General features: G+C 68.3%; 29 protein-coding genes. 14 read left to right on the forward strand and 15 right to left on the reverse strand.

What is annotated here, in order from left to right:
* Positions 1 to 93 precede the first annotated feature (93 nt).
* From gshA to WIX39_RS13315, 5 genes are all read left to right on the forward strand, one after another.
* Positions 94 to 1659, forward strand: a complete 1566-nt coding sequence (gene gshA / locus WIX39_RS13295) for a glutamate--cysteine ligase (RefSeq protein ID WP_106935075.1) — start codon at positions 94 to 96, stop codon at positions 1657 to 1659.
* A gap of 197 nt (positions 1660 to 1856) precedes the next feature.
* The gene (locus WIX39_RS13300; protein ID WP_081271524.1) at positions 1857 to 2237 is read left to right on the forward strand and encodes a response regulator; all 381 of its coding nucleotides are present in this window, start codon (positions 1857 to 1859) and stop codon (positions 2235 to 2237) included.
* Positions 2238 to 2379: 142 nt separating this feature from the next.
* Complete coding sequence (locus tag WIX39_RS13305; RefSeq protein WP_409195183.1) at positions 2380 to 3309, forward strand: SDR family NAD(P)-dependent oxidoreductase; 930 nt, start codon at positions 2380 to 2382, stop codon at positions 3307 to 3309.
* A 127-nt stretch (positions 3310 to 3436) separates the two neighbouring features.
* The gene (locus WIX39_RS13310) at positions 3437 to 3859 is read left to right on the forward strand and encodes a nuclear transport factor 2 family protein (protein WP_409195184.1); all 423 of its coding nucleotides are present in this window, start codon (positions 3437 to 3439) and stop codon (positions 3857 to 3859) included.
* The gene (locus WIX39_RS13315; protein WP_409195185.1) at positions 3849 to 4337 is read left to right on the forward strand and encodes a MerR family transcriptional regulator; all 489 of its coding nucleotides are present in this window, start codon (positions 3849 to 3851) and stop codon (positions 4335 to 4337) included. The genes WIX39_RS13310 and WIX39_RS13315 overlap by 11 nt, the downstream gene beginning before the upstream one ends.
* On the opposite strand, the gene WIX39_RS13320 is transcribed toward WIX39_RS13315, so the two are convergent.
* Both WIX39_RS13320 and WIX39_RS13325 read right to left on the reverse strand, forming a co-directional pair.
* A complete protein-coding gene (locus WIX39_RS13320; RefSeq protein ID WP_081271528.1) occupies positions 4324 to 4683 on the reverse strand; it encodes an HPF/RaiA family ribosome-associated protein in 360 nt (119 codons plus the stop codon). The genes WIX39_RS13315 and WIX39_RS13320 overlap by 14 nt on opposite strands.
* Positions 4684 to 4799: 116 nt before the next feature.
* On the reverse strand, positions 4800 to 5228 hold the full coding sequence (locus tag WIX39_RS13325) for a CBS domain-containing protein (protein WP_081271529.1): 429 nt from the start codon (positions 5226 to 5228) through the stop codon (positions 4800 to 4802).
* 330 nt (positions 5229 to 5558) lie between these two features.
* On the opposite strand from WIX39_RS13325, the gene ylqF reads away from it, so the two are divergent.
* Positions 5559 to 6521: a ribosome biogenesis GTPase YlqF gene (gene ylqF / locus WIX39_RS13330; RefSeq protein WP_409195186.1), complete on the forward strand. Its 963-nt coding sequence runs from the start codon at positions 5559 to 5561 to the stop codon at positions 6519 to 6521.
* Positions 6522 to 6527: 6 nt separating this feature from the next.
* Here the strand turns inward: ylqF and WIX39_RS13335 are convergent, their stop codons facing one another.
* Complete coding sequence (locus WIX39_RS13335) at positions 6528 to 7367, reverse strand: hypothetical protein (RefSeq protein ID WP_409195187.1); 840 nt, start codon at positions 7365 to 7367, stop codon at positions 6528 to 6530.
* Positions 7368 to 7487: 120 nt separating this feature from the next.
* A complete protein-coding gene (locus WIX39_RS13340) occupies positions 7488 to 9131 on the reverse strand; it encodes a DUF4139 domain-containing protein (RefSeq protein ID WP_409195188.1) in 1644 nt (547 codons plus the stop codon).
* A gap of 199 nt (positions 9132 to 9330) precedes the next feature.
* Here WIX39_RS13340 and WIX39_RS13345 point away from each other — a divergent pair, with 199 nt between their 5' ends.
* Complete coding sequence (locus WIX39_RS13345; protein ID WP_106937503.1) at positions 9331 to 9756, forward strand: PaaI family thioesterase; 426 nt, start codon at positions 9331 to 9333, stop codon at positions 9754 to 9756.
* Here WIX39_RS13345 and WIX39_RS13350 read toward each other — a convergent pair.
* On the reverse strand, positions 9686 to 10909 hold the full coding sequence (locus WIX39_RS13350; protein WP_409195189.1) for an acyltransferase family protein: 1224 nt from the start codon (positions 10907 to 10909) through the stop codon (positions 9686 to 9688). The two genes, WIX39_RS13345 and WIX39_RS13350, sit on opposite strands and share 71 nt — an antisense overlap.
* A gap of 156 nt (positions 10910 to 11065) precedes the next feature.
* On the opposite strand from WIX39_RS13350, the gene WIX39_RS13355 reads away from it, so the two are divergent.
* The 4 genes from WIX39_RS13355 (at position 11066) to WIX39_RS13370 (ending at position 14748) form a co-directional block, all read left to right on the forward strand.
* The gene (locus tag WIX39_RS13355; RefSeq protein WP_409195190.1) at positions 11066 to 11968 is read left to right on the forward strand and encodes a LytTR family DNA-binding domain-containing protein; all 903 of its coding nucleotides are present in this window, start codon (positions 11066 to 11068) and stop codon (positions 11966 to 11968) included.
* Positions 11969 to 12120: 152 nt separating this feature from the next.
* A complete protein-coding gene (locus WIX39_RS13360; protein WP_409195191.1) occupies positions 12121 to 13323 on the forward strand; it encodes an ammonium transporter in 1203 nt (400 codons plus the stop codon).
* An 80-nt stretch (positions 13324 to 13403) separates the two neighbouring features.
* On the forward strand, positions 13404 to 14339 hold the full coding sequence (locus tag WIX39_RS13365) for a succinylglutamate desuccinylase/aspartoacylase domain-containing protein (RefSeq protein ID WP_409195192.1): 936 nt from the start codon (positions 13404 to 13406) through the stop codon (positions 14337 to 14339).
* 31 nt (positions 14340 to 14370) lie between these two features.
* Positions 14371 to 14748, forward strand: coding sequence for a DoxX family protein (locus WIX39_RS13370; RefSeq protein ID WP_409195193.1), 378 nt, complete (start codon positions 14371 to 14373; stop codon positions 14746 to 14748).
* Here the strand turns inward: WIX39_RS13370 and WIX39_RS13375 are convergent.
* The 4 genes from WIX39_RS13375 to WIX39_RS13390 are packed head-to-tail and all read right to left on the reverse strand — an operon-like array spanning position 14745 to position 16795.
* Positions 14745 to 14966: a HepT-like ribonuclease domain-containing protein gene (locus WIX39_RS13375; RefSeq protein WP_106935066.1), complete on the reverse strand. Its 222-nt coding sequence runs from the start codon at positions 14964 to 14966 to the stop codon at positions 14745 to 14747. The two genes, WIX39_RS13370 and WIX39_RS13375, sit on opposite strands and share 4 nt — an antisense overlap.
* Complete coding sequence (locus tag WIX39_RS13380; protein ID WP_409195194.1) at positions 14963 to 15253, reverse strand: nucleotidyltransferase family protein; 291 nt, start codon at positions 15251 to 15253, stop codon at positions 14963 to 14965. The genes WIX39_RS13375 and WIX39_RS13380 overlap by 4 nt, the downstream gene beginning before the upstream one ends.
* A 39-nt stretch (positions 15254 to 15292) precedes the next feature.
* Positions 15293 to 16204, reverse strand: a complete 912-nt coding sequence (locus WIX39_RS13385) for a M23 family metallopeptidase (RefSeq protein ID WP_199851939.1) — start codon at positions 16202 to 16204, stop codon at positions 15293 to 15295.
* Between the two features lie 39 nt (positions 16205 to 16243).
* A complete protein-coding gene (locus WIX39_RS13390; RefSeq protein ID WP_237679635.1) occupies positions 16244 to 16795 on the reverse strand; it encodes a pseudouridine synthase in 552 nt (183 codons plus the stop codon).
* 86 nt (positions 16796 to 16881) lie between these two features.
* Between WIX39_RS13390 and WIX39_RS13395 the strand changes: the two genes are divergently transcribed.
* A complete protein-coding gene (locus WIX39_RS13395; RefSeq protein WP_172839978.1) occupies positions 16882 to 17190 on the forward strand; it encodes a hypothetical protein in 309 nt (102 codons plus the stop codon).
* 63 nt (positions 17191 to 17253) lie between these two features.
* Here WIX39_RS13395 and WIX39_RS13400 read toward each other — a convergent pair whose 3' ends face one another.
* Positions 17254 to 19068, reverse strand: coding sequence for a glutamine--tRNA ligase/YqeY domain fusion protein (locus WIX39_RS13400; RefSeq protein WP_409195195.1), 1815 nt, complete (start codon positions 19066 to 19068; stop codon positions 17254 to 17256).
* A 147-nt stretch (positions 19069 to 19215) separates the two neighbouring features.
* On the opposite strand from WIX39_RS13400, the gene WIX39_RS13405 reads away from it, so the two are divergent.
* Positions 19216 to 19563, forward strand: coding sequence for a hypothetical protein (locus WIX39_RS13405; protein WP_081271540.1), 348 nt, complete (start codon positions 19216 to 19218; stop codon positions 19561 to 19563).
* Between the two features lie 84 nt (positions 19564 to 19647).
* Here the strand turns inward: WIX39_RS13405 and WIX39_RS13410 are convergent, their stop codons facing one another.
* The 5 genes from WIX39_RS13410 to WIX39_RS13430 are packed head-to-tail and all read right to left on the reverse strand — an operon-like array spanning position 19648 to position 23363.
* Positions 19648 to 20484 (reverse strand): LytR/AlgR family response regulator transcription factor, encoded by an 837-nt coding sequence (locus tag WIX39_RS13410; RefSeq protein WP_409195196.1) that lies wholly within the window; start codon positions 20482 to 20484, stop codon positions 19648 to 19650.
* Between the two features lie 9 nt (positions 20485 to 20493).
* Positions 20494 to 21507, reverse strand: coding sequence for a sensor histidine kinase (locus WIX39_RS13415; RefSeq protein ID WP_409195197.1), 1014 nt, complete (start codon positions 21505 to 21507; stop codon positions 20494 to 20496).
* Between the two features lie 53 nt (positions 21508 to 21560).
* Positions 21561 to 21857 carry a 2TM domain-containing protein gene (locus WIX39_RS13420; RefSeq protein ID WP_081265870.1) on the reverse strand — a complete coding sequence of 99 codons (297 nt, stop codon included), beginning with the start codon at positions 21855 to 21857 and terminating at the stop codon, positions 21561 to 21563.
* Positions 21854 to 22810: a sterol desaturase family protein gene (locus WIX39_RS13425; protein WP_409195198.1), complete on the reverse strand. Its 957-nt coding sequence runs from the start codon at positions 22808 to 22810 to the stop codon at positions 21854 to 21856. Before WIX39_RS13425 ends, WIX39_RS13420 begins: the two co-directional genes overlap by 4 nt.
* A 31-nt stretch (positions 22811 to 22841) precedes the next feature.
* Positions 22842 to 23363 carry a DUF6622 family protein gene (locus WIX39_RS13430; protein WP_285413014.1) on the reverse strand — a complete coding sequence of 174 codons (522 nt, stop codon included), beginning with the start codon at positions 23361 to 23363 and terminating at the stop codon, positions 22842 to 22844.
* A gap of 255 nt (positions 23364 to 23618) precedes the next feature.
* On the opposite strand from WIX39_RS13430, the gene WIX39_RS13435 reads away from it, so the two are divergent.
* A complete protein-coding gene (locus WIX39_RS13435; protein ID WP_205366995.1) occupies positions 23619 to 25121 on the forward strand; it encodes an efflux RND transporter periplasmic adaptor subunit in 1503 nt (500 codons plus the stop codon).
* Positions 25122 to 25134: the final 13 nt, after the last annotated feature.

A 25134-nucleotide genomic window follows, 5' to 3' on the forward strand; every position in this document is an offset into this window, starting at 1 on the left:
CAGGCTAGCCGAATGCGGGATTCCCTGCACAAGCAACGCGCGCGCGCCCGTGCTACCTTCCAGCCCCTCAGAAGATTGATGGGTCATAACAATATGAGCAACAGATTGCAGGAGAGGTTGGGTGCTCTTTCAGCGACACGACTGAAAGGCATGCGACGCGGAATCGAGAAGGAAAGCCTGCGGGCGCTGCCGGACGGCAAGCTCGCGCTCACGCCGCATCCGCTGGCGCTGGGCTCCGCGCTCACGCATCCGCACATCACGACCGACTTCAGCGAATCGCAGCTCGAACTCATCACGGGCGTGCACGGCGGCGTCGAGTCGGCACTGGAAGAGCTCACGCGGGTGCACCAGTTCACCTACCGCGTGCTCGACACGCTGGGCGACGAGCGCCTGTGGGTGTCGAGCATGCCCTGCGGCCTGCCGACCGACGAGACCATTCCGATCGGCCGCTATGGCTCGTCGAACGTGGGCCGCGCCAAGAGCGTCTACCGCATGGGCCTGAGCCACCGCTACGGCCGGCGCATGCAGACCATTTCGGGCATCCACTACAACTGGTCGCTGCCCGAGGTGTCCAGCGAACAGTACTTCGCGCTGATCCGCAACTTCCGCCGCCACGCCTTTTTGCTGCTGTACCTGTTCGGCGCCTCGCCGGCGCTGTGTTCGAGCTTCGTGGCGGGCCGCCCGCACGAGCTGCAGCCGCTGGGCGACGGCAGCATGTTCATGCCGCACGGCACCTCGCTGCGCATGGGCCGGCTCGGCTACCAGAGCGACGCGCAGGCTTCGCTGGCCGTGAGCTACAACAGCCTCGAGGGCTATGGCGCCTCGCTGCAGGATGCGCTCACGCGCCCGTGGCCGGCCTACGAGGCCATCGGCATCCGCAACCTGGGCGGCGACTACAACCAGCTTGCCACCAGCCTGCTGCAGATCGAGAACGAGTTCTACGGCACCATCCGCCCCAAGCGCGTCATCAACCCCGGCGAGCGCCCGCTGCATGCGCTGCGCGAGCGAGGCGTGGAGTACGTCGAAGTGCGCCTGATGGACCTCGACCCCTTCGAGACCGTCGGCATCAACGCGCAGACCATGCGCTTCATCGACGTGTTCCTGCTGCACTGCCTGCTGAGCGACAGCCCCGACGACACGCCGCAGGAAATTGCCGACCTCGCGCGCAACCAGCACCTCACCGCCGCGCGCGGGCGCGAGCCGGGCCTGCGTCTTGCGCGCGGCGGCAGCGAAGTGACGCTGGCCGACTGGGGCGTGGAGCTGGCCGAGCAGTGCCTGCCGATTGCCGCTGCGCTCGACGCGGCGCACGGCGGCGGCGGCACGCAGCATGTCGATGCCGTGCGTGCCGCGCTGGCCGCGCTGCAGGACCCCGACAGCCTGCCTTCGGCCCGCGTGCTGGCGGCCATCGAGCAGCAGCACGGCAATTCCTTCGTCGGCTTCGTGCGCGCCCAGTCGGAGCAGACCCGCGCCGCGCTGCTGGCGATGCCGTTCTCGGCGGAGCAGCAGGCCGCGTTCGAGCGGATGACTGCCGAGTCGATCCAGGAGCAGAAGCGCATCGAGGCGGCCGACACCATGCCCTTCGAGATCTACCGCGAGCAGTACGTGTCGCCCTCGCGGCTGGGCATGACGCGCGGCCGCGTGGTGGCGCTGGCGGCCTAGGCTTTTGGCCCCGATGCGGCCGGGCACCTGAGCGGCCCCGCGCCTCGCATGCCGACAGGCGTGCTGGCCGATGGCCTACAGGCATTGGCCCGCATGGCTCACCGTGGGCGTCGCGCGGGTTGCGACGATGTGGGCATGCACCGACCACCTTCGTCATCCAGTACTTGCCGGCCAGCCGCCGAGCCGGCGCTGTCGCCATGAGCTTCAGGGCCTACCTCGTCGAAGACAGCCCCGTGATCCGCGAAAACCTCGTCGGTTTCCTGCAGGACGTGGCCGATGCCGAGGTCGTGGCCTCCGCCAGCACAGAAGACGAGGCCGTGACCTGGCTGCGCCTGCACAGCGAAGACTGGGACCTGACCATCGTCGACCTGTTCCTCAAGCGCGGCAACGGCCTCGGCGTGATCCAGGCCTGCCGCAACCGCGCGCCGCACCAGAAGGTGGTGGTGCTCAGCAACTACGCCACCACCGACATGCGCCAGCGCTCGGAGCAACTGGGCGCCGATGCCTTCTTCGACAAGTCCGCCGAGCTCGACCAGCTGGTGGCGTACTGCGAGCAGGTGCGCTCCGCCCACGGTTGAACACGGTTGAACCGGGGCCGGCCGGCTGACGCGCGCAAGACTGCGCACCGGCGCCTTTCTGGGGTAAAACGCCACGCTGCCGCCTTCCGGGCGGCAACGACGAACAACGGCAAGCAACTCCCTAGGAAAGCGACAAAGAGACATGAGCAGCAGCAACAGCAGCATCGACTTCAAGGGCCGCGTGGCCATCGTGACCGGCGCGGGCGGCGGGCTGGGCCGCCAGCATGCGCTGGCGCTGGCTTCGCGCGGCGCCAAGGTGGTGGTGAACGACCTGGGCGGCGCGCGCGACGGTTCCGGCGGTTCGGTGAGCGCCGCGCAGGCGGTGGTCGATGAGATCAAGGCGGCCGGCGGCGAAGCCATTGCCAACGGCGCCTCGGTGACCGACTTCGAGGCGGTGCAGGCCATGGTCAAGGAAGCGGTCGACGCCTGGGGCCGCGTCGACATCCTCGTCAACAACGCCGGCATCCTGCGCGACAAGAGCTTCGCGAAGATGGAACTGGCCGACTTCAAGCTGGTGGTCGACGTGCACCTGATGGGCGCCGTGAATTGCACCAAGGCCGTCTGGGCGCTCATGAACGAGCAGAAGTACGGCCGCATCGTGATGACCACGTCGTCGTCCGGCCTGTACGGCAACTTCGGCCAGAGCAACTACGGCGCTGCCAAGCTGGCGCTGGTGGGCCTGATGCAGACGCTGAGCATCGAAGGCGCGAAGAACGACATCCGCGTGAACTGCCTGGCCCCCACCGCCGCCACCCGCATGACCGAGGACCTGTTCCCCAAGGAAATGCTCGAGGCCTTCCGCCCCGAGGCCGTGGTGCCCGCCATGCTGGTGCTGGCCGCGCAGGACGCGCCGAACCGCACCATCCTCTGTGCCGGCGCCGGCACCTTCGAGGCAGCGCACATCACGCTGACGCAAGGCGCCTGGCTGGGCATCGAGGCCGACACGCCGGAGCAGCTGGCCGCGCGCCTGTCGGAGGTGACCGAGCGGGAGGGCGAGATCGTGCCGCAGAGCGGCGCGGCGCAGGGCTCCAACGAAGTGGCCAAGGGCATGGCCAACGCGAAGCGGGGCTGACGGCACCGCCCGCCGCCTGTTCTGTTCATGGCGCGCTTGACCTCGAGTGCACTCGAGCATTTCCAATGAATTCTCCGGGCGCCTCCTGGGCGCTCGGTTCATTCATTCAACGCAAGGAAATCAAGCCATGAACACGATCGACAACAAGGCCCTCGTCCGGCACATCCACGACGAGCTGGACAAGGGCAACGGCCAGGCCTTCGTCGACAGCCTCGCCGACGACGCGAGCTGGAAGCTCGAAGGCAGCACCGCATGGTCGCGCACCTACCAGGGCAAGAAGGCGATCCGCGAGGAATTGCTGGACCCGCTCTTCGCGCAGTTCGCGGCGCCCTACCGCAGCAGGACGGAGCGCGTCATCGCCGAAGGCGACCGCGTGGTGGTGCTGTTCAGCGGCGACGTGCCCACCAAGGCCGGCAAGCGCTACAACAACCGCTATTGCTACGTCTACCGACTCGAAGGAGGCAAGGTGAAAGAGCTGACCGAATACTTCGACACAGCGCTCGTGCAGGAGGCGCTGCAGCCGCCTCCCGCCCCAGCCCATGCCGGCTGACAGCAGGGGCACGCCCTTTCATATCGGCGAGCTGGCGGCCCGCACCGGCCGCACGGTGCACGCCATCCGCTGGTACGAGACACAGGGGCTCGTGCCCGGCGTGGCGCGCGACGAGGGCGGACGGCGCCTCTACGGCGAGCCGCACGTCGGCTGGCTCGACCTGATGGAAAGGCTGCGCCGCACCGGCATGTCGATTGCCGAGATGCGCGAGTACACGGCGCTGGCGGTGCAGGGCAAGTCCACGCTGCGCCAGCGGCGCGACATGCTGGCAGCGCACCGCGAACGCGTGACAGGCACCATCGCCGAATGGAAGAGGGCGCTCACGCTGGTCGAAAGCAAGATCGGCTTCTATGACGAGTGGATGGCCAGCGGCCACCGGCCGCCGCCGATTCCGGCCGAGTCGGGCGGCACGGCAACGGCCGCGCGGCCCCGCGCACGCAGGCGCAAAGCCGCCGCCGCGCCGCCTACTCCGCAATGAAGCTGGGGTCGGTGCGGATCGAGCCGCGGTCCCGGTGGTTGTGAAGGCGGCCCAGCGTGCTGTCGAGCAGCCGCTTGAGCTTGTCGGCCGCGCCGCGGAAGGCTTCGTCGAGGGTGGCGGCGTGCTGCTTCACCGCCAGCGGCTGGTGGTGAGCCAGTCGCGCCTCCATCACGCAGCACTTGTCGGCGCCGCCGGTCTTGTCGTGGTTCTCGTCGCTCAGGTGTACTTCGACGCGTGTCACGTCGTCGACGAAACGGCTCAGGTGCTGCTTGATCTCGGTGTCGGCCCAGCGCTCCAGCGCGTCCTTGTTGGTGATGCCGTTGCTCGTGTTGACCTGAATCTGCATGCAATCTCCCTGCTGGATGGATGAACGAAGCCTCACTGTGCGCCCGGATGCGACGCATCGTGCGTAGGTCTATTCCCTACCCACGCGCCGGGCAGGGTCCGCAATGCGGCGGTTTCTCAGCTCTGGATGTATGTGGTCAGCTGCTCGATGGTGGCCTCGTGGTCCGAGATGATGTCGTCCATCAGGTCCTGGATCGAGATCATGCCGACCACCTTCTCGCCGTCGACCACCGGCAGGTGGCGGAACTTGCGCTGGCTCATGAGCGTCATGCAGGCGCGCGTGCGGGTTTGCGGGGTGACGGTCATCACGTCGGGCGTCATGATCTCCGAAACGCGCACTTCCTTCGAGTTCTTGCCCTGCAGCGCCACCTTGCGGGTGTAGTCGCGCTCTGAAAGAAAACCGACCAGCTTCTCGCCCTCCATCACCATCAGCGCGCCCACCTCGAAGCGCGCGAGGGTGGCCAGCGCATCGAACACGGTGGCGTTGGGAGAGGTGCGCCAGGCCGCGGAATCGTGACGCTTGAGCAGTTCGGAGACGGGTTTCATCGCGGTAACTCCATAAAAAAGTTTTCGACTCGACCGACGCTCATGCGCCGCGCTCGTTCAAATGATAGGGGCGGACGCGCCTCGGGCGTCGCAAAACCCACTAGGGGATTGCGCGTGTGTGCAACCCGCGCGCAATGCGCCAAAAATCAAGGCTGTGCCGGCGCCGACGCGAACACGCGGCTCGGCGGGGTAGGCAGAATCGCCGAGCGCAGCTATCGAAAACGTAGCGCGCAGCTAGCGTTCAGGTTCCCGGTTCACAATTCGCACCCCGGCCCGAAGGCCGGTCCGTTTCCCCGAATTCCAGTCAGCGCGAAAAGAAAGAGCCTACCGATGGCGATCCAGTGGTTCCCCGGTCACATGTATGCGACCCAGAAGGCCATCACCGAGCGGGTGAAAGACATCGACGTGGTCATAGAACTGCTTGACGCACGCTTGCCCGGTTCCAGCGCCAACCCCATGCTGGCGGAGCTCACGGCCGGGCGGCCCAGCCTCAAGGTGCTCAACAAGCAGGACCTGGCCGACCCCGAGCGCACCGTGCAGTGGCTCGCGCACTACAACGCGCTGCCCGACACCCGCGCCATCGGCCTGGACGCGAGCCAGACCACGCCCGCGCAGCAACTGGTGAAGGCCTGCCACCAGCTCTCGCCCAACCGCGGCGGCATGGCCAAGCCGATGCGCGTGCTGATCTGCGGCATTCCCAACGTGGGCAAGTCGACGCTCATCAACACGCTGACCGGCGGGCGCAAGGCCAAGACCGGCGACGAGGCCGGCATCACCAAGCTCGAACAGCGCATCACGCTGGCCGACGACTTCTACCTGTGGGACACGCCCGGCATGCTGTGGCCGCGCATCATCGTGCCCAAGAGCGGCTACAACCTGGCGGCCAGCGGTGCCGTGGGGCGCAACGCCTTCGACGAGGAAGAGGTGGCGCTCGAGCTGCTCAACTACCTCAAGGTTCACTACGGCGCCGGCGTGGCCGCGCGCTTCAAGCTGGTGGAGCTCGACGCCGCCACCATGGCCGAGATGAAGGACGAGGCGCTGCTCGACACCATCGGCCGCAAGCGCGGTGCGCTGCTGGGCAAGGGGCGCGTCAACCTGCAGAAGGCGGCGGAAATCGTCATGCACGAATTCCGCGCCGGCAACCTCGGGCGCATCACGCTCGAAACACCGGAAGAGTTTGCCGAATGGCTGGCCGATGGGCAGCGCCGCGACGCCGAGCGGGCCGCGAAGAAGGCCGCGCGCAAGCAGAAGGGCAAGCCGAAGCCAGAGACGGCGCCCGGGCAGGACGCCTGAGCGCCCTCAGTCCAGCGCGAACAACGCCGCCGCCGCCTCGTTGAGCGCCACCGTGCGGCGCGAATCCGGGTGCGGGCCGGCGGCCTTCAGCGCGCGCTGGTAGAGCGCGACGCGCGTGGCCGAGACCGGGCGGCACAGCGGGCGGCTCACGAAGCGCGAGAAGCTGCGCCCCGGCACCACGTAGCGCCCCGGGTTGAGCCGCGCGAAGCGGATGTACGCCTGCAGCGCATAGAGCATGTCGGCGTGCAGCGCATCCATGCGCTGCTCGGCGTCCTTGCCGATCTGCGCGCGGCCCTTGGCGTCCTTCTTCAGCGGCAGGCCGAGGATGTCGGCCATGTCGATCTCGAAGTGGGTGAAGTCGCCGTACGGGCGCTTGCAGTCGATCATGAAGGTGCGCCAGTTCGCGCGCTGCAGCAGGCGGATGTGCTCGTCGGTCACGTCGAAGGCATCGCGCTGGCCGAAGGGCGGCTGGAAGGCGTAGTGCCCCTGCGCGAAGCTCGCGTGCAGGAAGAAGGCCGAGGCCACGTTGGTGAAGCGCTCGACCGCCGCAGAGGAAGCGCCGTCGAGCGCTTCGCCGAACTGCTCGAGCGTCAGGTCGGGCGGCACGATGCCGGGTGCGCCGGATTCGCAGTCGATCCACTCGGCCTTGCTGCGGCGGAACCAGTCGATGTCTTCCTGCGTGATTTCCACGCTGCCGATGGCGGTGGCCGGCAGGACGGGTTCCGGCGGCGCGGCGGCGGCAGCTGCGGGCGCGCTTTTCCGTTCGCAGCCCGAGACGGCGAGCAGGGCGGACGCCGCGCACGCGGCCGACAAGGCCAGCGCGCCTCGCCGATGAATCCTTCTCACGTTTTTTCTCCCATGGATAAGCGATTGGGTCCATGAGGATGCCACGCCGGCCTGACTCGGATCTGAGGAGCGGCCCGCAAGCCCGAGGTTCATGCGCGCTCGGTCCGCGGGCGAGGGCGCTCAGCGCATCTGCAGCCGCGCGTCCTTCGGGTAGCCGATGGTGTAGTCGGCCGCCACGCGGGCGGACTTGCCGGGGTCCAGGTCGAAGCGCCACATCGTGAGGCCGGGCTGCTTGTTCCACGACAGGTCGTCGGGCCTGGGCGCGAACTGCGAGCTCACGCGCACCTGCTCGTCGACAGACACCGGCGCGGCTTCCAGTACCTCCACCGTGACCGGCGTGCGGTGGCGGTTCTCGACCACGTAGGCGCGCTGCACCTTGCGCTCGGCGCGCGAGCCGGCGAAGCCGCCGGTGCCCTGGTTGTCGCGCTCGGGCTCGGCCTGCACCCGCACCAGTTCGTCGCGGCCGAAGGACAGCGTCAGGCGGGCATCGGTGGGCGGGCTCCAGCGGCCGTTGCCGACAAAGGCGCCGTCGCGGTACAGCAGCATCGGGCCGGCCGGCCAGACGCCGTCGGGCTGCGCCATGTCGGCGACCAGGAAGGCGCTGGCATCCACGCGCGGGCTGGTGCGGGCGACCAGCCTGGCGGTGTCTTCATGCTGGCCCAGCGCCAGGGTCACGCGCTGGCCGTTGGAGGGCACGTCGATGCTTTGCGGCACTGAAAACTCGGTGGCGAAGCTGCTGTCGAACACGCTCACGTCGAACAGCGGCGCACGGCGCTCCCGCAACTGCCTGGCGCTCTCGGGAGCCATGGCTATCGGCGCGGCGGGCATCGGCGCCAGTTCTTCGTTGCGCGTGCGCGCCGGCGGCGGCGGCGGCTCCACGCCGATGCGCCATGCCGATGGCAGCCGCCCGGTGGTTTCGCGGCGCGGCTGGCCGGTGGAGAGCACCAGCTTCACGCCGCGCCAGTCTTCGCCCGTGGCTTGCGCCACCAGCGCCTGGCGCTCGATGCGGACCTTGCCGGTGCCGCTGTCGAGCAGCGCACGGTAGCTGGGCGTCCAGCCGGGGCCGTTGACCTGGTAGCTGAGCCTGACGTCGGCGTCCGCGCTGGCCGCCAACGTGACCGTCACGGCCATCACCTGCTCGCCGCTGCCCTGGGTGCGGGTGCGTTCGGCGAGCAGCGGGTTGAGCTGGCGGTCGATGTCGGTCTGCCGGCGCTGGATCTGGTGCTGCTTGAGCAGCGAGTCCTGCCCGGTGCGGCGCATCGCCTCGGTCATGGCGACGAGGTTGCGCGCATCCACCGGCGCGCGGGCGCCCTGGGGCGTGTCGCCGCCGCTGCCGGCCAGGCCCTTGAGGTAGCCGTTGACCATGCCGAGCGCATCGCTCTCGGCCTGCAGCGCGGCCTTCTGATCTTCCAGCTCGCGGATGCGGCCATCCAGCGCGCTGGTCGCGCACTGCGCGGAAAGCTCGCGCGCCTCGCTCAGCACCGAGGTCTCGCCCACGCGCACCGATGCGTCGGCCGACACCTGCAGGCTCTGCACGTCCAGCCCTGCCGGCAGGCAGGCGAAGGTGACCGAGCGGCTTCCGGCCGCCACCCGCGCCACGCGATCGACCGTGGCGCTGCCGGGATAGACCTTCACCTGGGTGATGCGCGAGCCGGAAATGGCTGCCGGCTGCGTGGCGGCCTGCCCTTGCGCGCTGAAGCTCAGCACCAGCAGGACGGCGGCGCCGGCGGTGGCGCGAAGGAAGACGGGGGGCGTTGCTTTCATGGGATGCCTTCGAAGAAAGAAGTGGGACAGACCCCCACTGCTACGGACGGGCCGCGCGAAAGGGGTTAAGGCATCGCAAGAAAATTTTCGGCCGCTGTCGCCAAGGCAACCGCCGGTGCGTGGGCGGTCACGCGCGCGACGACGAATGCGGGGGGCGGTTCGTAGAGTGGCCTGCATCGCTTTCAACGGACTGCACGCCATGCTCGACACCATCCAGGCCATCAACAAGACCGCCGCCTTCAACCGCTGGGCCGGCTTCGAAGTCACGAGCGCCGCCAACGGCGAGGCCGAGCTGCGCATGGACTTCCGCGAGGAAGACATGGGCCAGTACGCCGGCTTCCTGCATGCGGGGATGATCGGCGCGCTGCTCGACACCGTGAGCGGCTTCGCGGCCGCCAGCGTGGCGGGCCGCGTGCTGGCGTCGCATTTCTCGGTGAACTGCATCGCGCCCGCCGTGGGCAGCGCCTTCGTGGCGCGGGGCCGGGTGGTGAAGGCCGGGCGCAAGCAGGTGTTCGCGGCGGCCGAGCTCTATGCGCAGGGCGAGGGCGATGCCCTCAAGCTCGTGGCGACGGGGAACGCCATTCTGGTTCCGGTGGAAGAGGCTGCCGCGAAGCCGGCCGCCTGAGCTTCAGCCCGAACAGCGGCCGCAGGAAGTTGACGCGGCGGACCAGCCCGTCGGTCAGCGCCCAGCAGCCGAAGATGGTCAAAGCCACCAGCAGCGCGGGCTCTACCACCGGCCCGAGCGCGAGCGGGGCCAGCAGCACCGCACCGATGATGATCAGCGTCTGGTGCAGCACGTACCACGGGTACACCGACTCGTTGGCCCAACGCAGCCAGGGCCAGGGCCGGTTCAGGTACCGGTGCCCGTAGCCCAGGATGGCCGAGACCGTCAGCCACAGGTAGAGCACGCGCAGCACGTCCATCGACAGCCCCGAGGGCGGCCCGCTGGTGACGGCGCGCAGCGCGAAGAAAGTGGCGATCACCGCGAGCGCCAGCGCAAGGGACACCCGGCGCAGCCGCTCCAGTTCCTTCCAGACGCCGGTGTCCACGCCCATCCAGTAGCCATAGAGGAACATCGTGAAATAGATGCTGTGCAGATGGAAGTCGCGCACCAAGTTGTGGGTGGCCGGAAAGCGCGAGGCCAGCAGCATCGTCCACAGCAGCAGCGGCACAGCCGGCAGCAACAGCAGCTTCCAGCCGCGCAGTCCGTTGAAGCCGCGCCGCACCCGCTGGCCGGCGGCGGACTTCCACAGCGGCAGTGTCAGCGCCACCAGTGCCGTGTAGGTGAACAGGTAGGGCAGGTACCAGAGGTGGTTCCAGGTGATGCCGAAATCCGCGCCATCGAAGGCCTGCTTCGGCCACGGCGCACTCATCGACAAGTAGCGCAGCAGGAAGGCGCCGAAGCCCGGCGCCACCATCCCGTTGGCCACGCCCTGCGCGTAGGCCTGGTAGGGCACGATCACCGCCATGCCGAAGGCCAGCGGCAGCATCAGCCGCAGGCCCCGGCTGCGCAGCAGCGCCCAGGTGCCCTGGCCGCGGCTCAGGAAGCCCAGCGACACGCCGGAGATGAGGAACACCAGGTCCATGCGCCAGAGGTTGAGCATGGCCATCGGCCAGCGCAGCCATTCGGCCTCGTGAGGGCTCTTGAGGTGCCAGTGCCAGCCGGCCACGTAGTACATGCCCACGTGATAGAGGATGACGAACAGGAATGCCAGCGCGCGCAGGGCGTCGATGTCGTGGCGGCGATGGTCTGGCGGGATGTAGGCGGCGGTGTGCATCTTGGGGGGCCTCGAATCTGGAAGGCTGCGATGTTCGGCCGCACGGCCCCGCGGCGGCGCGCCGCCGGGACGGATTGCCCCCGCTTTGTGACGAGCGGTGGCCCCCAGGGACGAAATTCGCCGGCCCCAGGGGGCGATTTCGCGAGAATTCCGGGCATGGGCGATCCACGCAAGAACCTCTACGAACGCTACGAGCCGATCCGCCGCTATGTCGAGGTGGGCTTCTGGATCGTGCTGATGACGCTGCAGGCCGCGTTCAGCACCCTGGTCGCGATCGCCGATGTCGGCAATCGCGCGGTGCCGCATGCCCGCTGGGAAGTCGTCACCTGGGAGGTGTCGAGCCACTTCGTGCTGTTGCCGCTGGTGCCGGCGCTGGTGGCCATCGAACGCTGGCTGGCGCCGCTGGCGAGCAGGCACTGGGTCCGCTTCCTGGCCTGGCACCTGGCAGCCAGCGTGGCGGTCAGCGTGGTCCATGTGGCCGGCATGTTCGGGCTGCGCTCGCTGGTCTATTCGATGGCCGGCGAGCACTACGGCTTTTCCAGCTGGACCGCCCAGTGGGGCTATGAGTACCTGAAGGACGTGCGGGTATACGCCAGCATGATTTTCGGCATCTGGGTCTACCGGCGGTTCCTGCTGCGGCTGCAGGGAGAAGCCCGGGTGCTCGATGCGCCGGAGGAGGGGGTGACAGAGGCGGCGCCCTCCATGCCGCAAGCACCCCCACCACCGCCCCCGCGCCCCGAACGATTCCTCGTGCGAAAGCTGCGCCGCGAATTCCTCATCGCCGCCACCGACATCGACTGGCTGCAGGCCGAGGGCAACTATGTCGGCCTGCACGTCAACGGCCACGATTACCTGCTGCGCGCCACGCTCACCGACTTCCTGACCCAGCTCGACCCCGACCGCTTCGCGCGCGTGCACCGCAGCCACGCGGTGAACCTGGGTCGCGTCAAGGAAATCGAGCCGCTGGACGGCGGCGACGCCCGCCTGCACATGCACGACGGCACCACGGTGCCCTGCAGCCGCCGCTACCGGGACGCACTGCGCGCCGGCGCGGGCTGATCCGGTGCGCGAACGGGCTGGGCAAGCCCGTTATTGGTTCGTTCTGCACCATCAAAGAGCTTTCAGGCACCTTTTTTGCTTGCTTATGGCGCCGCTCCGAGCAATTCGGGTGCGTTGCACCAAATCAAACCAAAAAACTGCAAGAAGCTTCAATGGACGCACTCAAACAGGGCGCTGACGCGCTGTTCATCCTTCTCGGCGCGATCATGGTGTTGGCCATGCATGCCGGTTTTGCCTTTCTGGAGCTCGGCACCGTCCGAAAGAAGAACCAGGTCAATGCGCTGGTGAAGATCCTGGTCGACTTCTCGGTGTCGACCATCGTGTACTTCCTGGTGGGCTACGGCGTGGCCTACGGCACGCATTTCTTCGTGAGCGCCACTGAACTGTCGGCAAGAAGCGGCTACGAGCTGGTGAAGTTCTTCTTCCTGCTGACCTTTGCGGCGGCCATTCCGGCCATCATCTCGGGCGGCATCGCGGAGCGCGCCAAGTTCTGGCCGCAGCTCATCGCCACGGCGGTGATCGTCGGCTTCGTCTATCCGCTGTACGAAGGCATCGCGTGGAACAAGCACTTCGGCATCCAGGGCTGGATAGCGTCGCTCACCGGCCACGAATTCCATGACTTCGCGGGTTCGGTGGTGGTGCATGCCGTGGGCGGCTGGCTCGCGCTGCCGGCCGTGCTGCTGCTGGGCGCGCGGCGCAACCGCTACCGGGGCGACGGCTCGCTCAGCGCGCACCCGCCGTCGAACATTCCGTTCCTGGCGCTCGGCGCATGGGTGCTGTGCGTGGGCTGGTTCGGCTTCAACGTGATGAGCGCGCAGAGCATCGACAAGATCTCCGGCCTCGTCGCCGTCAACTCGCTGATGGCGATGGTCGGCGGCACGCTGGTCGCGCTGGCCATGGGCAAGAACGACCCCGGCTTCGTCTACAACGGCCCGCTCGCGGGGCTGGTGGCCATCTGCGCCGGCTCCGACCTGATGCACCCGCTGGGCGCGCTGGTGGTGGGCGGCGTGGCCGGCGCGATCTTCGTCAAGATGTTCACGCTGGTGCAGAACAGATGGAAGATCGACGACGTGCTCGGCGTGTGGCCGCTGCACGGCCTGTGCGGCACCTGGGGCGGCATCGCCGCGGGCATCTTCGGCACGCAGGCGCTGGGCGGCATGGGCGGGGTGAACGTGTGGGCGCAGCTGATCGGCACGCTGATGGGCGTCGTCTGGGCCGGCCTGGCAGGGTGGGCGGTGTACGGCGCGCTGAAGAAGGCGGTCGGGCTGCGGCTGACGCAGGAAGAGGAATACGACGGGGCGGACCTGTCGATCCACCATATTTCGGCGACGCCGGAGCGTGAAGTGAACTGGTAATGGGCCCTGGCGGCGTGCGAGGCGCGAAACGGCCATCTGTAGCAAACTTGCCGGCTGCTTCGCTCACTCCCCACAGCCCCATGACCCAACTGCCTCCCGCCCTCGAAGTCCTCCCCCGCGACCTCTCCGCCTATCGCAAGGGCAACGTCGGCATCGACTACGTGCACCGCTTCGAGTCGGGCAAGCCCGGCCCGCACGTGCTGATCAACGCGCTCACGCACGGCAACGAGATCTGCGGCATGACCGCCGCCACGCACCTGCTCGACAACAACGTGCGCCCGAAGATCGGCACGCTCACCGTGGCCTTCTCCAACATCGAGGCCTACGAGTCGTTCAAGGAAGAGGCGCCCTTCGACAGCCGCCAGATCGTGCACAACCTGAACCGCATCTGGTCGCCCGAGTGGCTCGACGGCACGGAAGACAGCCCCGAACTGCGCCGCGCGCGCATCCTGCGCCCGGTGGTGGAGGCGGCCGACCACATCCTCGACATCCATTCGACCAGCCAGCCCGTGGTGCCGTTCTGGGTGTACCCGGCGTTCGAGCGCAACGCCAAGGTCGCGCTGGCCATCGGACGCCCGTCGGTGCACCTGGTGATGCCCGACGGCCTGGGCTCGGGCACGCCGCTGATCCAGTACGGCAGCCATGGCGGCCCGGACGGCAAGGGCGTGGCGATGGTGGTCGAGTGCGGCCAGCACTTCCTGCGCTCCGCGTCGGAGCTCGCGACCGCCGTCACCTACGATTTCCTCGCGTATTTCGGCCTCGTCGACAAGGACCCGGCCACGCCGCCGCCCGAGGCGCAACGCCGCTTCCAGCTGCTGCAGACCTACGTCATCAAGTCGGAAGACTTCGCGTTCGTGCGCCCGCTGATCGGCTTCGAGACCTTTGCCAAGGGCGAGTTGATCGCCACCAACGGCGACGAAGAGATTCGCGCGCTGTGCGACGACTGCACGATCTTCATGCCCGCGCAGCGCACGATCGTCGGGCGCGAAGCCGTGTACCTGACCAAGCCGCTGTGAGGCCGGCTGTTCGATGACCACGATCCCCGCCATGAGTCGCTGGCGCGTGGCGGGGCTGGTGTTCGTCTTCCTGTGGTTCGCCATCGGCGGCGTCGCGCATTTCGTGGCGACCGAAGCCGAGATGCGAATCGTGCCGCCGTGGATTCCGTGGCCGCGCGAGACCGTGTGGGTGAGCGCCGTCTTCGAACTGCTGGGCGCGGCCGGTTTGCTGTGGCGGCCGACGCGCCGGGCTGCGGGAGTCGGGCTGTTCCTGCTGACTCTTGCGGTAACGCCCGCGAATGTCTACATGCTGCAGCGGGCGGACTTGTTCGCGAACGTGCCTTACTGGGCGCTGGTGGCGCGGCTGCCTTTGCAGGTGGTGTTGCTGGCGGTGATTGCGTGGAGTACGGCGCGGCCGAAGGCGACTTAGGCGAGCGGGGTCGACTTTGCTATCTGCACGCGAAGCGGCCGCAAATCGTTCTGCACTGTCTGCCAGACGATGGTGTGATCGACAGTGAAATAGCCATGCGAGAGCGCGTTTCGCATTTCGTATGCGATGCGCCAGGGAATTTCAGGGTGCATCGACGAAAACTCCGGATGAATATGGCCCAGATAGTCCACGACTCGCCGCGGATCGCTGCGACTCATAGAGGCACCGCTTCGCGCAGAACACGATCACGGAACTTGGGAGGCAGGCCGGCAGGGGTGAGTACATCCACCTCGATGCCAAGCAGGGCTTTCAGTTCGTAGCGAATGGCGCCAATGTCCATGAGCGTAGTTTGCTCGGTGGGGTCCACCAGCAGATCCAGGTCGCTGTCTGCACCGTCCTCGCCGCGCGATACGGAGCCGAACACCCGAACTCCGCTGACATGGTGACTCAGCGCGATCTCGCGAATGCGAGCGCGATGCAGGGACAAGGCTTCCGAAGGGCGCATGGTCGCAGTGTAGTGCTGTGCGGCAATGCCTCGAACGCCTCAAGCCGCAACGAACAACGCCGGATCCACCATCGCCCGGTTGAGCATCACCGACCAGTGCAGGTGCGGCCCGGTCACCCGCCCGGTCGCGCCCACCGCGGCCAGTTTCTCGCCGGTCTTCAGCACGTCGCCGACCTTCACGTCGACCCGGCTCAGGTGGCAGTACATCGTGAGCAGTCCGCCGCCGTGGTCCAGCCACACGGTGCCGCCGTTGAAGAAATAGTCGCCCGTGTCGATCACCTTGCCGGGCAGCGGCGCCAGCACGGGCGTGCCGGTGCCCGCCGCGATGTCCATGCCGCTGTGCGGATTGCGCGACTGGCCGTTGAACACCCGGCGCAGGCCGAACGAGCTGGAGCGGCGGCCCGGCACGGGCACGCGCATCTGCAGCGCTGCGTCGGGGCGCATGTCGGTGAGCGTGGCCATCACGGCGCTCAGGTGTTCGCGTTCGCGCTCGTAGCGGGCCTGGTCTTCGGGGGCCAGGTCGACGGTGCGCGGGGCGACCGTCAGGCGTTGCTCGCGGTATTGCTTGGGGGCGACGGTGTAGGTGATCTGCCTTTCCGGGCGGCCTTCGGGGCGCACTGTGATGCTGGCTTCGCCCGGCTCGGCGGCGAGGGGAATGCCGACCAGAGCGGTCCATTCGATGGCGTCGCCCAGCACGAGCAGAGGTATGTCGCCTGCAAAGGCAGCAGGCCGCTTTGCAGCCGGCCCGAGCGACAGGCGGGCCACGCCGCCCGGCACCTGGGATGCGTGAGGCCAGACATCGGCGTGCGCGGGTTGCTGCGCTTTCTTTGGCGAGGCGGCGTTGGCCAGCTGTGAAGCAGGCATCGCGAGCAGGCCGAGGCCGCCGAGCAGGGCAGAGCGGCGATTCAGCATGGAAGACGCACGGTCGGAAAAGTCGAAATTGATTGGCATGAATAGATGTCGTTGGAGGTTCTTCGATGCGGGACAGGGTCAGCCGAGCCAGCTCCCCGGCGCCAGCCCTTCGAGCGTGTGCGGCCCGATGGCCGCGCGGATCAGCCGCAGCGTCGGCAGCCCGACGGCCGCCGTCATGCGTCGCACCTGGCGGTTGCGGCCTTCGCGTATCGCCAGTTCCAGCCACGCGGTGGGGATGCTCTTGCGTTCCCGGATCGGCGGCTGGCGCTCCCACACCTGCGGCGGCGGGTCGAGCAGGCGCGCCCTGGCGGGGCGCGTGGGGCCGTCGTTGAGCTGTACGCCCGCGCGCAAGGCTGCCAGCGCCTCTTCGGTCGGCGTGCCTTCCACCTGCACCCAGTAGATCTTTTCCATCTTGAAGCGCGGATCGGCGATGCGCGCCTGCAGCTTGCCGTCGTCGGTGAGCAGCAGCAGGCCTTCGCTGTCGGCGTCGAGCCGGCCGGCCACGTAGACGCCGGGGATGTCGATGAAATCTTTCAAGCCGCGCCAGCGGCCCTCGGGCGTGAACTGGCTGAGGACGCCATAGGGCTTGTTGAAGCGGATCAGGCGGGAAGAAGGGCTCGGAAGGTTCATGAGCCGACAGGATAGCCCGGGTCTGTCCTGCAACATTCGCTGCGGTGGGTGGCTCCAATGGGTTCATCACCAAGGAGAACCCGGAAATGACGATGCGAAGCTCTATTCATCTCGCTTGCGTGGCGGCGGCGGGTTTTCTGATGGCGGCCTGCAGCAGCACGTCCCTGCGCGTCGGCGGCGCGCCGGAGGCGAGCGTCAAGAATTGCGTTGCCGCCGCCGCGCGTGAATTGCGGGTGCCACCGGCCAGCATCGTGGTGGACAGCGGTTCGACGCCGCGCGACGGGGTCTACACGATCAACCTGAAGGTCGGGCCGCAAGCGCGGCCCGCCGTTTGCACCACGGACGAGAACAGCGCGGTGCTGGGCGTGGTCTACAAGCGGCCGGGCGCGTACTGACAAAAACAAAAAAGCCGGAGCCATCGAGGCCCCGGCTTTCGCCTTGGAGGGACGCGGGCCGCCCTACTTGCCCCAGCTGTCCCGCATGCCCGCTGCGCGGTTGAACACCAGCTTGCCGTCGGCGTCGCCCTTCGAATCGCGCACGAAGTACCCGTGCCGCTCGAACTGGATGCCGACGCCCGGCTCGCCCTTTGCCAGCGAGGGCTCGACGAACGCCGAGCACACTTCCAGGCTGGTCTTGTTCAGTTCGTCCAGCAGCTCGCCGCTGCCGGGGTTGGCTTCCGCGAAGAGCCGTTCGTACAGCCGCACTTCGGCCTGCACCGCATCGGCGGCGGCCACCCAGGTGATGTTGCCCTTCACCTTGATCGCGTCCGCGCCGGGCGTGCCGCTCTTGGTGTCGGGCACCAGCGTGGCCTGCACTTCGACGAGCTTGCCGTCGGCGTCCTTGGTGCCGCCGGTGCATTCGATGACGTGGCCGTACTTCAGCCGCACCTTGTTGCCGGGGAACAGGCGGAAGAAGCCCTTGGGCTGCACTTCTTCGTAGTCGGTGCGCTCGATCCACACTTCGCGGCCTAGCTTGAATTCGCGCTTGCCCATTTCGGGGTGGTGCGGATGCACGGGGGCCGAGCAGTCGTCGAGCGAGTCGTCGCCGCCCATCAGCTCGCCCCAGTTGGTGATGACGAGCTTTACCGGGTCGAGCACGGCCATGGCCCGTGGAGCGACGGGGTCGAGGGTGTCGCGCAGCGCGGCCTCGAGGCTGGCGTAGTCGATCCAGCCGCCCGACTTGGTGGTGCCGCTGCGTTCGCAGAACAGGCGCAGCGCTTCGGGCGTGTAGCCGCGGCGGCGCAGGCCGGCGATGGTGGGCATGCGCGGGTCGTCCCAGCCGTCGACGTATTTCTCCTCGACCAGCTGGCGCAGCTTGCGCTTGCTGGTCATCACGTGGGTGACGTTGAGGCGCGCGAATTCATATTGGCGCGGGTGCGGGCTGGCGACGAGGCCGCCTTCGGCGAGGCGGTCGAGCAGCCAGTCGTAGAAGGGGCGCTGGTCTTCGAACTCGAGCGTGCAGATGCTGTGGGTGATCTGCTCCAGCGCGTCTTCGATGGGGTGCGCGTAGGTGTACATCGGGTAGATGCACCACTTGTCGCCGGTGTTGTGGTGGTGGGCACGGCGCACGCGGTACAGCGCGGGGTCGCGCATGTTGATGTTGGTGCTGGCCATGTCGATCTTGGCGCGCAGGATGGCGGCGCCGTCGGCGACCTGGCCGTCGCGCATGGCACGGAAGCGCGCCAGGTTTTCCTCGGGCGTGCGGGTGCGGAAGGGGCTGTCGGTGCCGGGCGTGTTGAAGTCGCCGCGGTTCGCGCGCACTTCGTCGGCGGTCTGCTCGTCCACGTAGGCGAGGCCGGCGCCGATGAGGTATTCGGCGGCCTCGTACATGAAGTCGAAGTAGTTGCTCGCGAAGTACTCGTGCTCCTGCAGCGTGCCGGGCGCGCTGGGGCGGTCGGCCAGGTAGGTTTCGTAGCCGAGCCATTTCACCGCGTCGCGGATGGAGTCGACGTATTCCTGGTCTTCCTTCTCGGGGTTGGTGTCGTCGAAGCGCAGGTGGCACACGCCGCCGTATTCCTTGGCCAGCTCGAAGTTGAGCCAGATGCTCTTGGCGTGGCCGATGTGCAGGTAGCCGTTGGGTTCGGGCGGGAAGCGCATGCGCACCTTGGCCGGATCGGCCATGCCTTGGGCGTGGTGGGCGGCGCTGCCGGGCGATCCGCCCCACTTGCGGCCTGCGTAGGCGCCCTGTGCGAGGTCGTTCTCGATCACGTGGCGCAGGAAATTGCTCGGTGCAGCGGTCGTTTTGGCGCCGTTTTTGTCGGTCGGGGAGGTCATTGCGGCATTCTAGAGGGCGCCCTTTGGGCGTTACCTTTGGCAACTCTCTTCACATTGGCGGGTGCACCCCGTTTGCATTTGCCGCGTTCAATACGTACATGGGCGGTTCAGACCCGAACGCAGCGCCCCAAACAAGGAGTCCACATCATGAGCCTCACACGTTCTACTTTCTTCAAATGGGCCGCCGCAGGTGTCGTGGCAGCCGGTGCACTGTTTGCGGCCACCTCGGCCAGCGCTCGCAGCGACGTGAGCTGGTCGATCGGCGTCGGCGTGCCAGGCGTGGCTGTCGGCGTGGGCAACCCGGGCTATTACCCGGCTCCGGCCCCTGTGTACGTGCCGCCGGCACCCGTCTACTACGCGCCGCCGGCCCCGGTGTACTACAACCCGCCGCCGGTTTATTACCGTCCGGCCCCGGTCTACTACGGCCCGCCGGCCTATTACGGCCCGCGCTACTACGGTCGTGGCTACTACCGCGGTCATGGCCACTGGCGCTAATTAGCAACGGCTTTTGTGACTGAATGAAAAACCGGCCCTCGCGAGGGCCGGTTTTTTTTCATGGGTGCGGCGGAGGCCGGCTTTTCACATGGCGCGAAACAGGTGGGCGTAAAGGCGGCTGACCGGTATCTTCTCGGCGCGCCCGCGCAGCATGAGGTGCATCTTGCCGGCCTCGTCGCGGTGCACCGACTCGATGGCCGCGCTGCGCACCACCACCGCCCGGTGCACCTGCCAGAAGGTGTCGGCGTCGAGCTGGGGCAGCAGCTGCTTCAGCGGCGTGCGGATCAGGTATTCGTGCGTGGCGGTCAGCACGCGCAGGTATTTGTCCGCTGCTTCGAAATACAGAACCTCGTCGATGGGCACCATGCGCACGGTGCTGCCGCCGGCGTCGCTGGCGGCAATCATGCGCAGCGGGGCGGCCGGCGGCGCGAGGGCTTCGGCGCCCGCGCCCGCGGCGCTCAGCACCTGGCGCCATTGGGCGAGGGTGCGCTCGAGGGCCTCGTCGGCCACGGCGGGCGTGGGCGCGGGCTGGCGGGCGGCCAGCGCCTGCTGCAGCCGGGCCACGGTCTTGCGAAGCCGCTGCGGCTGCACCGGCTTGAGCACGTAGTCGATGGCCTGGGCCTCGAAGGCGCGCGCGGCGTATTCGTCATAGGCCGTGACGAACACCAGCTGCGGCATCGGCGCCTGGTCGGCGGGCCAGCAGTCGGCAAGCTCGGCTACGGCGCCCAGGCCGTCGAGGCCGGGCATGCGGATATCGAAGAACAGCACCTGCGGCAGCAGGCGCAGCGCCTCGCGCACGGCGCTGCGGCCGTCTCCCGCGATGGCGACGACCTGCAGTTCGGGCCAGGCGGCGGCCAGTTCGGCCTTGAGGGCTTGTGCGAGCAGGGGCTCGTCTTCGGCAATGAGGGCTGTCGGGGTCATCCTGGAATCTCAAACGGGCAGGGGGAAATTCAAAGTTGCGCAGGTGCCGCCGGTGCCGCCGGGCGCCAGACGCAGGGCGCCTTGCGCGCCATACACGGTGGCCAGGCGCTCGCGCACTTGCTCGAGCCCGAAGCTGCTGCCCTCGGAGGGCGGCGCGCCATCGAGGCCGACGCCGGTGTCGATCACTTCGATGACCAGCTGGCCTGCCTCCTGGCGCGCACGCACGGTGATTTCCCCGCCTTCCACCTTGGGCTCGAGTCCGTGGCGGATGCTGTTCTCGACCAGCGGCTGCAGCAGCAGCGGCGGCACGGGAACGTCGCGCAATGCTTCGGGCAGGTCGAGCGTGTAGCGCAGGCGCTCGCCCATGCGCACGGACATCAGCTCGAGGTAGTCGGCCAGCCGCTCGAATTCTGCCGACAGCGGATGCGACAGCGCCCTCGAACCGCTGAGCGTCATGCGCAGGTAGCTGTTGAGCCGGTCGAGCATGGCCACGGCGCGCGCCGGGTCGACGGTGATCAGCACCCGCAGGTTGGCCAGGGTGTTGAACAGCATGTGCGGCTCCAGCTGCGTTTCGAGCAGCTTGAGCCGTGCCTCGGTGGCGTTGCGCTGGGCCACCTCGATCTGGCTCTGCATGTGCTTGCTCTTGCCGAGGCTGTAGAAGAAGAAGCACATGCAGACCGTGGCGACGATGGTGATGACGGCGGCGGTGGCCAGCTTGTGGCCCCGGATGTCGAGAAAGTCGAACGCGGGCGCGCCGACCCATGCGTCGCCGATGAGGTTGCCGACGAAAAAGCCCACGAACACGCCCGCCACCACCAGCAGCAGGCCCCAGGGGCCGCCGGGCCAGTGGATTTCATGGTGCCCGGTGAGCAGAAGCCGGCCGCAGTCGATGAACAGCCAGCTCACCGTGCCGATCGACAGCGAATAGACCAGGTGCGCGGCCCAGCCGCCGCCTTCGGTGATGGTGAGCGCCGTGGCAATGAGGCAGCAGAAGACGGCGGTGATCAGGCCATGCCGGAGCATGTCCCGCAGGTTTGCCAACCCGAACCGGGGAAGTGGCGGCGCCTGCTCCAGGCTCACCCGCGGTCCCCGGCGCCCAGCGCGCGGCGTTCGCGTTCCACCAGGCGGTCGTAGAAGCCGCCGCCGGGCGCGATGAACCAGACCACCGCGCCGTGGATCAACAGCCCCAGGCCCCAGCCCATGAGCGGATACATGGCCCAGCTGCGCCCGTTGGCGGCCGAGATCGTGACCAGGCCCACATTCACCAGCACATAGACAAAAGCGTGGATGTACCAGCCCATCTTGGCGCCGGCTCGGCGGCGGGCGAGGCGTTCGACGTCGGAGGGCCGGGTGTTGTCGGAGGAGGGATTCATGACAGCTCCTTGTTGTACTGGACAGGAATGAAATCAGGGGTGGCCGACGGGGCCGAAGGCGTTGCCTGCAGGGCCGCGCGCCGTCTCAGTTCTTCCGTGGTGTCGCCGGGGCCGTCGGGCTTCCAGCCCGGCGGCTTCACGAGATAGCCCACGAAGGCGCGCACCGATCGCGCCGAGGCCAGGTCGCGGAACAGCGAGCGCCAGTGCGTGAACTCGATCTCGAGGATGTTGTTCGTGGTGATCGGGTTCACCAGCCCGTAGCGGCAGGGCAGGTCGGCGCGCTCGGGAATGTAGGTGCTGAACAGCCGGTCGAACACGATCAGCACGCCGCCGTAGTTGCCGTCGAGGTATTCCAGGTTCGACGCATGGTGCACGCGGTGTGCCGAGGGCGTGTTCAGAAACCATTCCAGCGGGCCGAGGCGCGGAATCCAGGTCGCGTGGATCCAGAACTGGTACAGCAGGTTCAGCGTGAGCATCAGCAGGATCACCTTTGGCGGCATGCCCAGCAGCGGGGCCAGCATGAAGAAGGCCAGGGTGCCTGTGAGGCGGCCGGTCCAGCCGAAGCGGTAGGCGGCCGACAGGTTCAGCTGGTTCGGCGAATGGTGGATGGCATGGGTGCACCAGAACCAGCGCACCCGGTGCGCCGCGCGGTGGTACCAGTAATAGCAGAACTCCTGGCCGATGAAGCAGGCGGCCCAGCCGGTCCAGTGGTCCATCGGCAGCGTGAACAGGCGGTGGGCATAGAACCAGTCCATGGCGCCGGTCCAGAAGGCCAGCGGCAACAGCCAGCGCAGCGGGTATTCGCGAACCAGGAAGTCGACCACCGAGACGCCGGACGCCTTCCAGTCGTAGCTGCGCCAGCCGTTGCGCAGGGAAAGCACCAGCGCTTCGGCGATGGAGGCGACGAGCACCACCGTGACGGAGATCTTGAGAATGAGCAAGAGCGCGTTCATGGTGGCAGTTCCTTGGGGCCGGTTGCCGATATTAGGCGGCGCGCACGCCGGCCGACATGGCGTCAGTACGGATGGCGAGCTTCCACAGGCGTGCCGCGCGGGCCACGAAGACGCCGGTGAAGGCACCGTACAGCGTCGGCACCACGATGCCGAAGGCGGCCTGGTGGCCCAGCTCGGGGTGCATGGCCAGGGCCGCGCCCACCACGTACTTGGTCAGGAAGATGCCCATCATGAGCATCAGCGGCACCGGGCTGCCGGCCACGTGGAAGCGGCGCTCGGCGGCGTCGTAGCGGGTGGCCGCGGGCAGCGGGCGCTGCAGCACCAGCGCCAGCAGCACGGCAGCGGCCAGGGCCCAGCCAAGCAGCGCGCCGAACGATTCGCCGAAGACCGAGATCACGCCGTAAAGCGACAGGCCACCCATGGCGACGGGCATCAGCGTGACCCGGGACAGGCTCACTTCGTTGGTGAGCAGTTGCCTGGCGCCGAGCCAGAGCAGGAGGAAGAAAACGGCGAACACCCACTTGGGCGTATGGAGGATGACTTGCATCAGCATGGTGGCGCTCCGTTGAAAGATGAAGAAAAGCCGAAGGGCGGGAGAAGAATCGATGGAGCGGACTTTGCCGGGCCCGACCCCTGCCGGCCACCGGCGTGCGACGAAATGCCGGGCGGCGGCGCGAACTGCGTCAGGCGGGCGTGAACTGCGGCGCGGGCGGCAGCTTTACCGACGCTTTACGGCGCAGCAAACTCCGCGGCTACCATTCCGCGCTGTACTCTAGGTCGAACCTCGCCCCCTTCGCACGCACAGCCCATGGAACAAGAAAAACCACCCGAGCCCCTGCCCGCCAACGTGTCTCCCACACATCCACAGGTGCGCAGGCGTCGCTGGGTCGGTGCGTTGCTGACGCTGCTGTTGCTCGCGGCCCTGGGGGGCGGTGCGTGGTACCTGATCCAGCGCGCGAAGACGCCCGCGGGTGCGCCGGGCGCGGCCCCTGGCGGGCGCCCGGGCGGTGCGGGTGGCCCGGGTGCACGCGGCGGCGGTGGCGGCGGTCCCGGCGGCCCCGGCGGCGCGGCCGTCAGCACGGTCGGCATCGCGACGGCCAGGCAGGCCGACATCCCGGTGCAGCTCGAGGCGCTGGGCACGGTCACGCCGCTGGCCAACGTGGTGGTGCAGCCCCAGGTGTCGGGCGTGCTCACCGCGGTGCTCTTCCAGGAAGGGCAGATGGTCAGGAAGGGCGACGTGCTGGCCACCATCGATCCGCAGCCGTTCCAGAACGCGCTGGCGCAGGCCAGCGGCGCACGCCAGCGCGACGAGGCCCAGCTGGCGGCGGCGCGCGTCACGCTGTCGCGCTACCAGACCCTGCTCGGGCAGGACTCCATCGCGCGGCAGGACGTCGACACCCAGGCCGCGCTGGTCAAGCAGCTCGAAGGCACCGTGGCCATCGACCGCGCCAACGAGAACACCGCGAAGCTCAACCTCACCTGGAGCCGCATCACCGCGCCGGTGAGCGGGCGCATCGGCCTGCGGCCGGTGGACGCGGGCAACTACATCTCGACCGGCGCCACCAACGGCATCGCCACCATCACCCAGATCGCGCCGATCGACGTCGAATTCGCGATTCCGCAAGACCGCGTGCCCGAAGTGCAGGATCGCCTGGCCCAGGGCGCGAAGCTCGACGCCACCGCCTTCGACCGCACGCGCACGCGCAGGCTCGCCACCGGCACCTTCGCCACGCTCGACAACCTGGTCGACACCGCGACCGGCACCGTCAAGGCCAAGGCCCGCTTCTCCAATGCCGACAACGCGCTGTTCCCGAACCAGTTCGTCAACCTGCGGCTGCTGCTGCGCACCGTGAGCGGCGCGGTGGTGGTGCCGGTGACGGCACTGCGCCACGGGCCCAACGGCGACTACGTGTACGTGCTGAAGGACGACAGCACCGTGGCGCAGCGCACGGTGACGCGCGGCGAGTCGAGCGTCGACAACGTCGCGATCACCTCCGGCCTCGCGGCCGGCGAACAGGTCGTGACCGAGGGCGGCGACCGCCTGAAGGACGGCGCGCGGGTGCAGACCACGGTCGACCGGCCGGCGGCACCGCCGGCGGGCGCGGCCTCCGGGGAGCGCCGCGGGCATCGCGGCGAGCGCGGCGGTGCTGGCGGAGGTGGCCGGCGAGAAGGCGGCGCGGGCGGCGCGGAAGGCGCGGGCACGCGGCAGCGGCCGGCTTCAACCGACTCGGCCACCCCCTCGGTGCCTCCGGCCGCGCCCGCGGTGCAGCCGGGCACGCCGCCCGCCGCGCCCGGCGGCACGATGCGCTGACCGATAGCGCTCC

The sequence above is a fragment of the Variovorax sp. AB1(2024) genome (assembly GCF_037482385.2).
GTDB lineage: Bacteria > Pseudomonadota > Gammaproteobacteria > Burkholderiales > Burkholderiaceae_C > Variovorax.

Coding starts and splice junctions, on each gene's coding strand:
- gshA (WP_106935075.1), top strand. CDS start 94: ATGAGCAACAGATTGCAGGAGAGGTTGGGTGCTCTTTCAGCGACACGA.
- WIX39_RS13300 (WP_081271524.1), top strand. CDS start 1,857: ATGAGCTTCAGGGCCTACCTCGTCGAAGACAGCCCCGTGATCCGCGAA.
- WIX39_RS13305 (WP_409195183.1), top strand. CDS start 2,380: ATGAGCAGCAGCAACAGCAGCATCGACTTCAAGGGCCGCGTGGCCATC.
- WIX39_RS13310 (WP_409195184.1), top strand. CDS start 3,437: ATGAACACGATCGACAACAAGGCCCTCGTCCGGCACATCCACGACGAG.
- WIX39_RS13315 (WP_409195185.1), top strand. CDS start 3,849: ATGCCGGCTGACAGCAGGGGCACGCCCTTTCATATCGGCGAGCTGGCG.
- WIX39_RS13320 (WP_081271528.1), bottom strand. CDS start 4,683: ATGCAGATTCAGGTCAACACGAGCAACGGCATCACCAACAAGGACGCG.
- WIX39_RS13325 (WP_081271529.1), bottom strand. CDS start 5,228: ATGAAACCCGTCTCCGAACTGCTCAAGCGTCACGATTCCGCGGCCTGG.
- ylqF (WP_409195186.1), top strand. CDS start 5,559: ATGGCGATCCAGTGGTTCCCCGGTCACATGTATGCGACCCAGAAGGCC.
- WIX39_RS13340 (WP_409195188.1), bottom strand. CDS start 9,131: ATGAAAGCAACGCCCCCCGTCTTCCTTCGCGCCACCGCCGGCGCCGCC.
- WIX39_RS13345 (WP_106937503.1), top strand. CDS start 9,331: ATGCTCGACACCATCCAGGCCATCAACAAGACCGCCGCCTTCAACCGC.
- WIX39_RS13350 (WP_409195189.1), bottom strand. CDS start 10,909: ATGCACACCGCCGCCTACATCCCGCCAGACCATCGCCGCCACGACATC.
- WIX39_RS13355 (WP_409195190.1), top strand. CDS start 11,066: ATGGGCGATCCACGCAAGAACCTCTACGAACGCTACGAGCCGATCCGC.
- WIX39_RS13360 (WP_409195191.1), top strand. CDS start 12,121: ATGGACGCACTCAAACAGGGCGCTGACGCGCTGTTCATCCTTCTCGGC.
- WIX39_RS13365 (WP_409195192.1), top strand. CDS start 13,404: ATGACCCAACTGCCTCCCGCCCTCGAAGTCCTCCCCCGCGACCTCTCC.
- WIX39_RS13370 (WP_409195193.1), top strand. CDS start 14,371: ATGAGTCGCTGGCGCGTGGCGGGGCTGGTGTTCGTCTTCCTGTGGTTC.
- WIX39_RS13375 (WP_106935066.1), bottom strand. CDS start 14,966: ATGAGTCGCAGCGATCCGCGGCGAGTCGTGGACTATCTGGGCCATATT.
- WIX39_RS13380 (WP_409195194.1), bottom strand. CDS start 15,253: ATGCGCCCTTCGGAAGCCTTGTCCCTGCATCGCGCTCGCATTCGCGAG.
- WIX39_RS13385 (WP_199851939.1), bottom strand. CDS start 16,204: ATGCCAATCAATTTCGACTTTTCCGACCGTGCGTCTTCCATGCTGAAT.
- WIX39_RS13390 (WP_237679635.1), bottom strand. CDS start 16,795: ATGAACCTTCCGAGCCCTTCTTCCCGCCTGATCCGCTTCAACAAGCCC.
- WIX39_RS13395 (WP_172839978.1), top strand. CDS start 16,882: ATGACGATGCGAAGCTCTATTCATCTCGCTTGCGTGGCGGCGGCGGGT.
- WIX39_RS13400 (WP_409195195.1), bottom strand. CDS start 19,068: ATGACCTCCCCGACCGACAAAAACGGCGCCAAAACGACCGCTGCACCG.
- WIX39_RS13405 (WP_081271540.1), top strand. CDS start 19,216: ATGAGCCTCACACGTTCTACTTTCTTCAAATGGGCCGCCGCAGGTGTC.
- WIX39_RS13410 (WP_409195196.1), bottom strand. CDS start 20,484: ATGACCCCGACAGCCCTCATTGCCGAAGACGAGCCCCTGCTCGCACAA.
- WIX39_RS13415 (WP_409195197.1), bottom strand. CDS start 21,507: ATGCTCCGGCATGGCCTGATCACCGCCGTCTTCTGCTGCCTCATTGCC.
- WIX39_RS13420 (WP_081265870.1), bottom strand. CDS start 21,857: ATGAATCCCTCCTCCGACAACACCCGGCCCTCCGACGTCGAACGCCTC.
- WIX39_RS13425 (WP_409195198.1), bottom strand. CDS start 22,810: ATGAACGCGCTCTTGCTCATTCTCAAGATCTCCGTCACGGTGGTGCTC.
- WIX39_RS13430 (WP_285413014.1), bottom strand. CDS start 23,363: ATGCTGATGCAAGTCATCCTCCATACGCCCAAGTGGGTGTTCGCCGTT.
- WIX39_RS13435 (WP_205366995.1), top strand. CDS start 23,619: ATGGAACAAGAAAAACCACCCGAGCCCCTGCCCGCCAACGTGTCTCCC.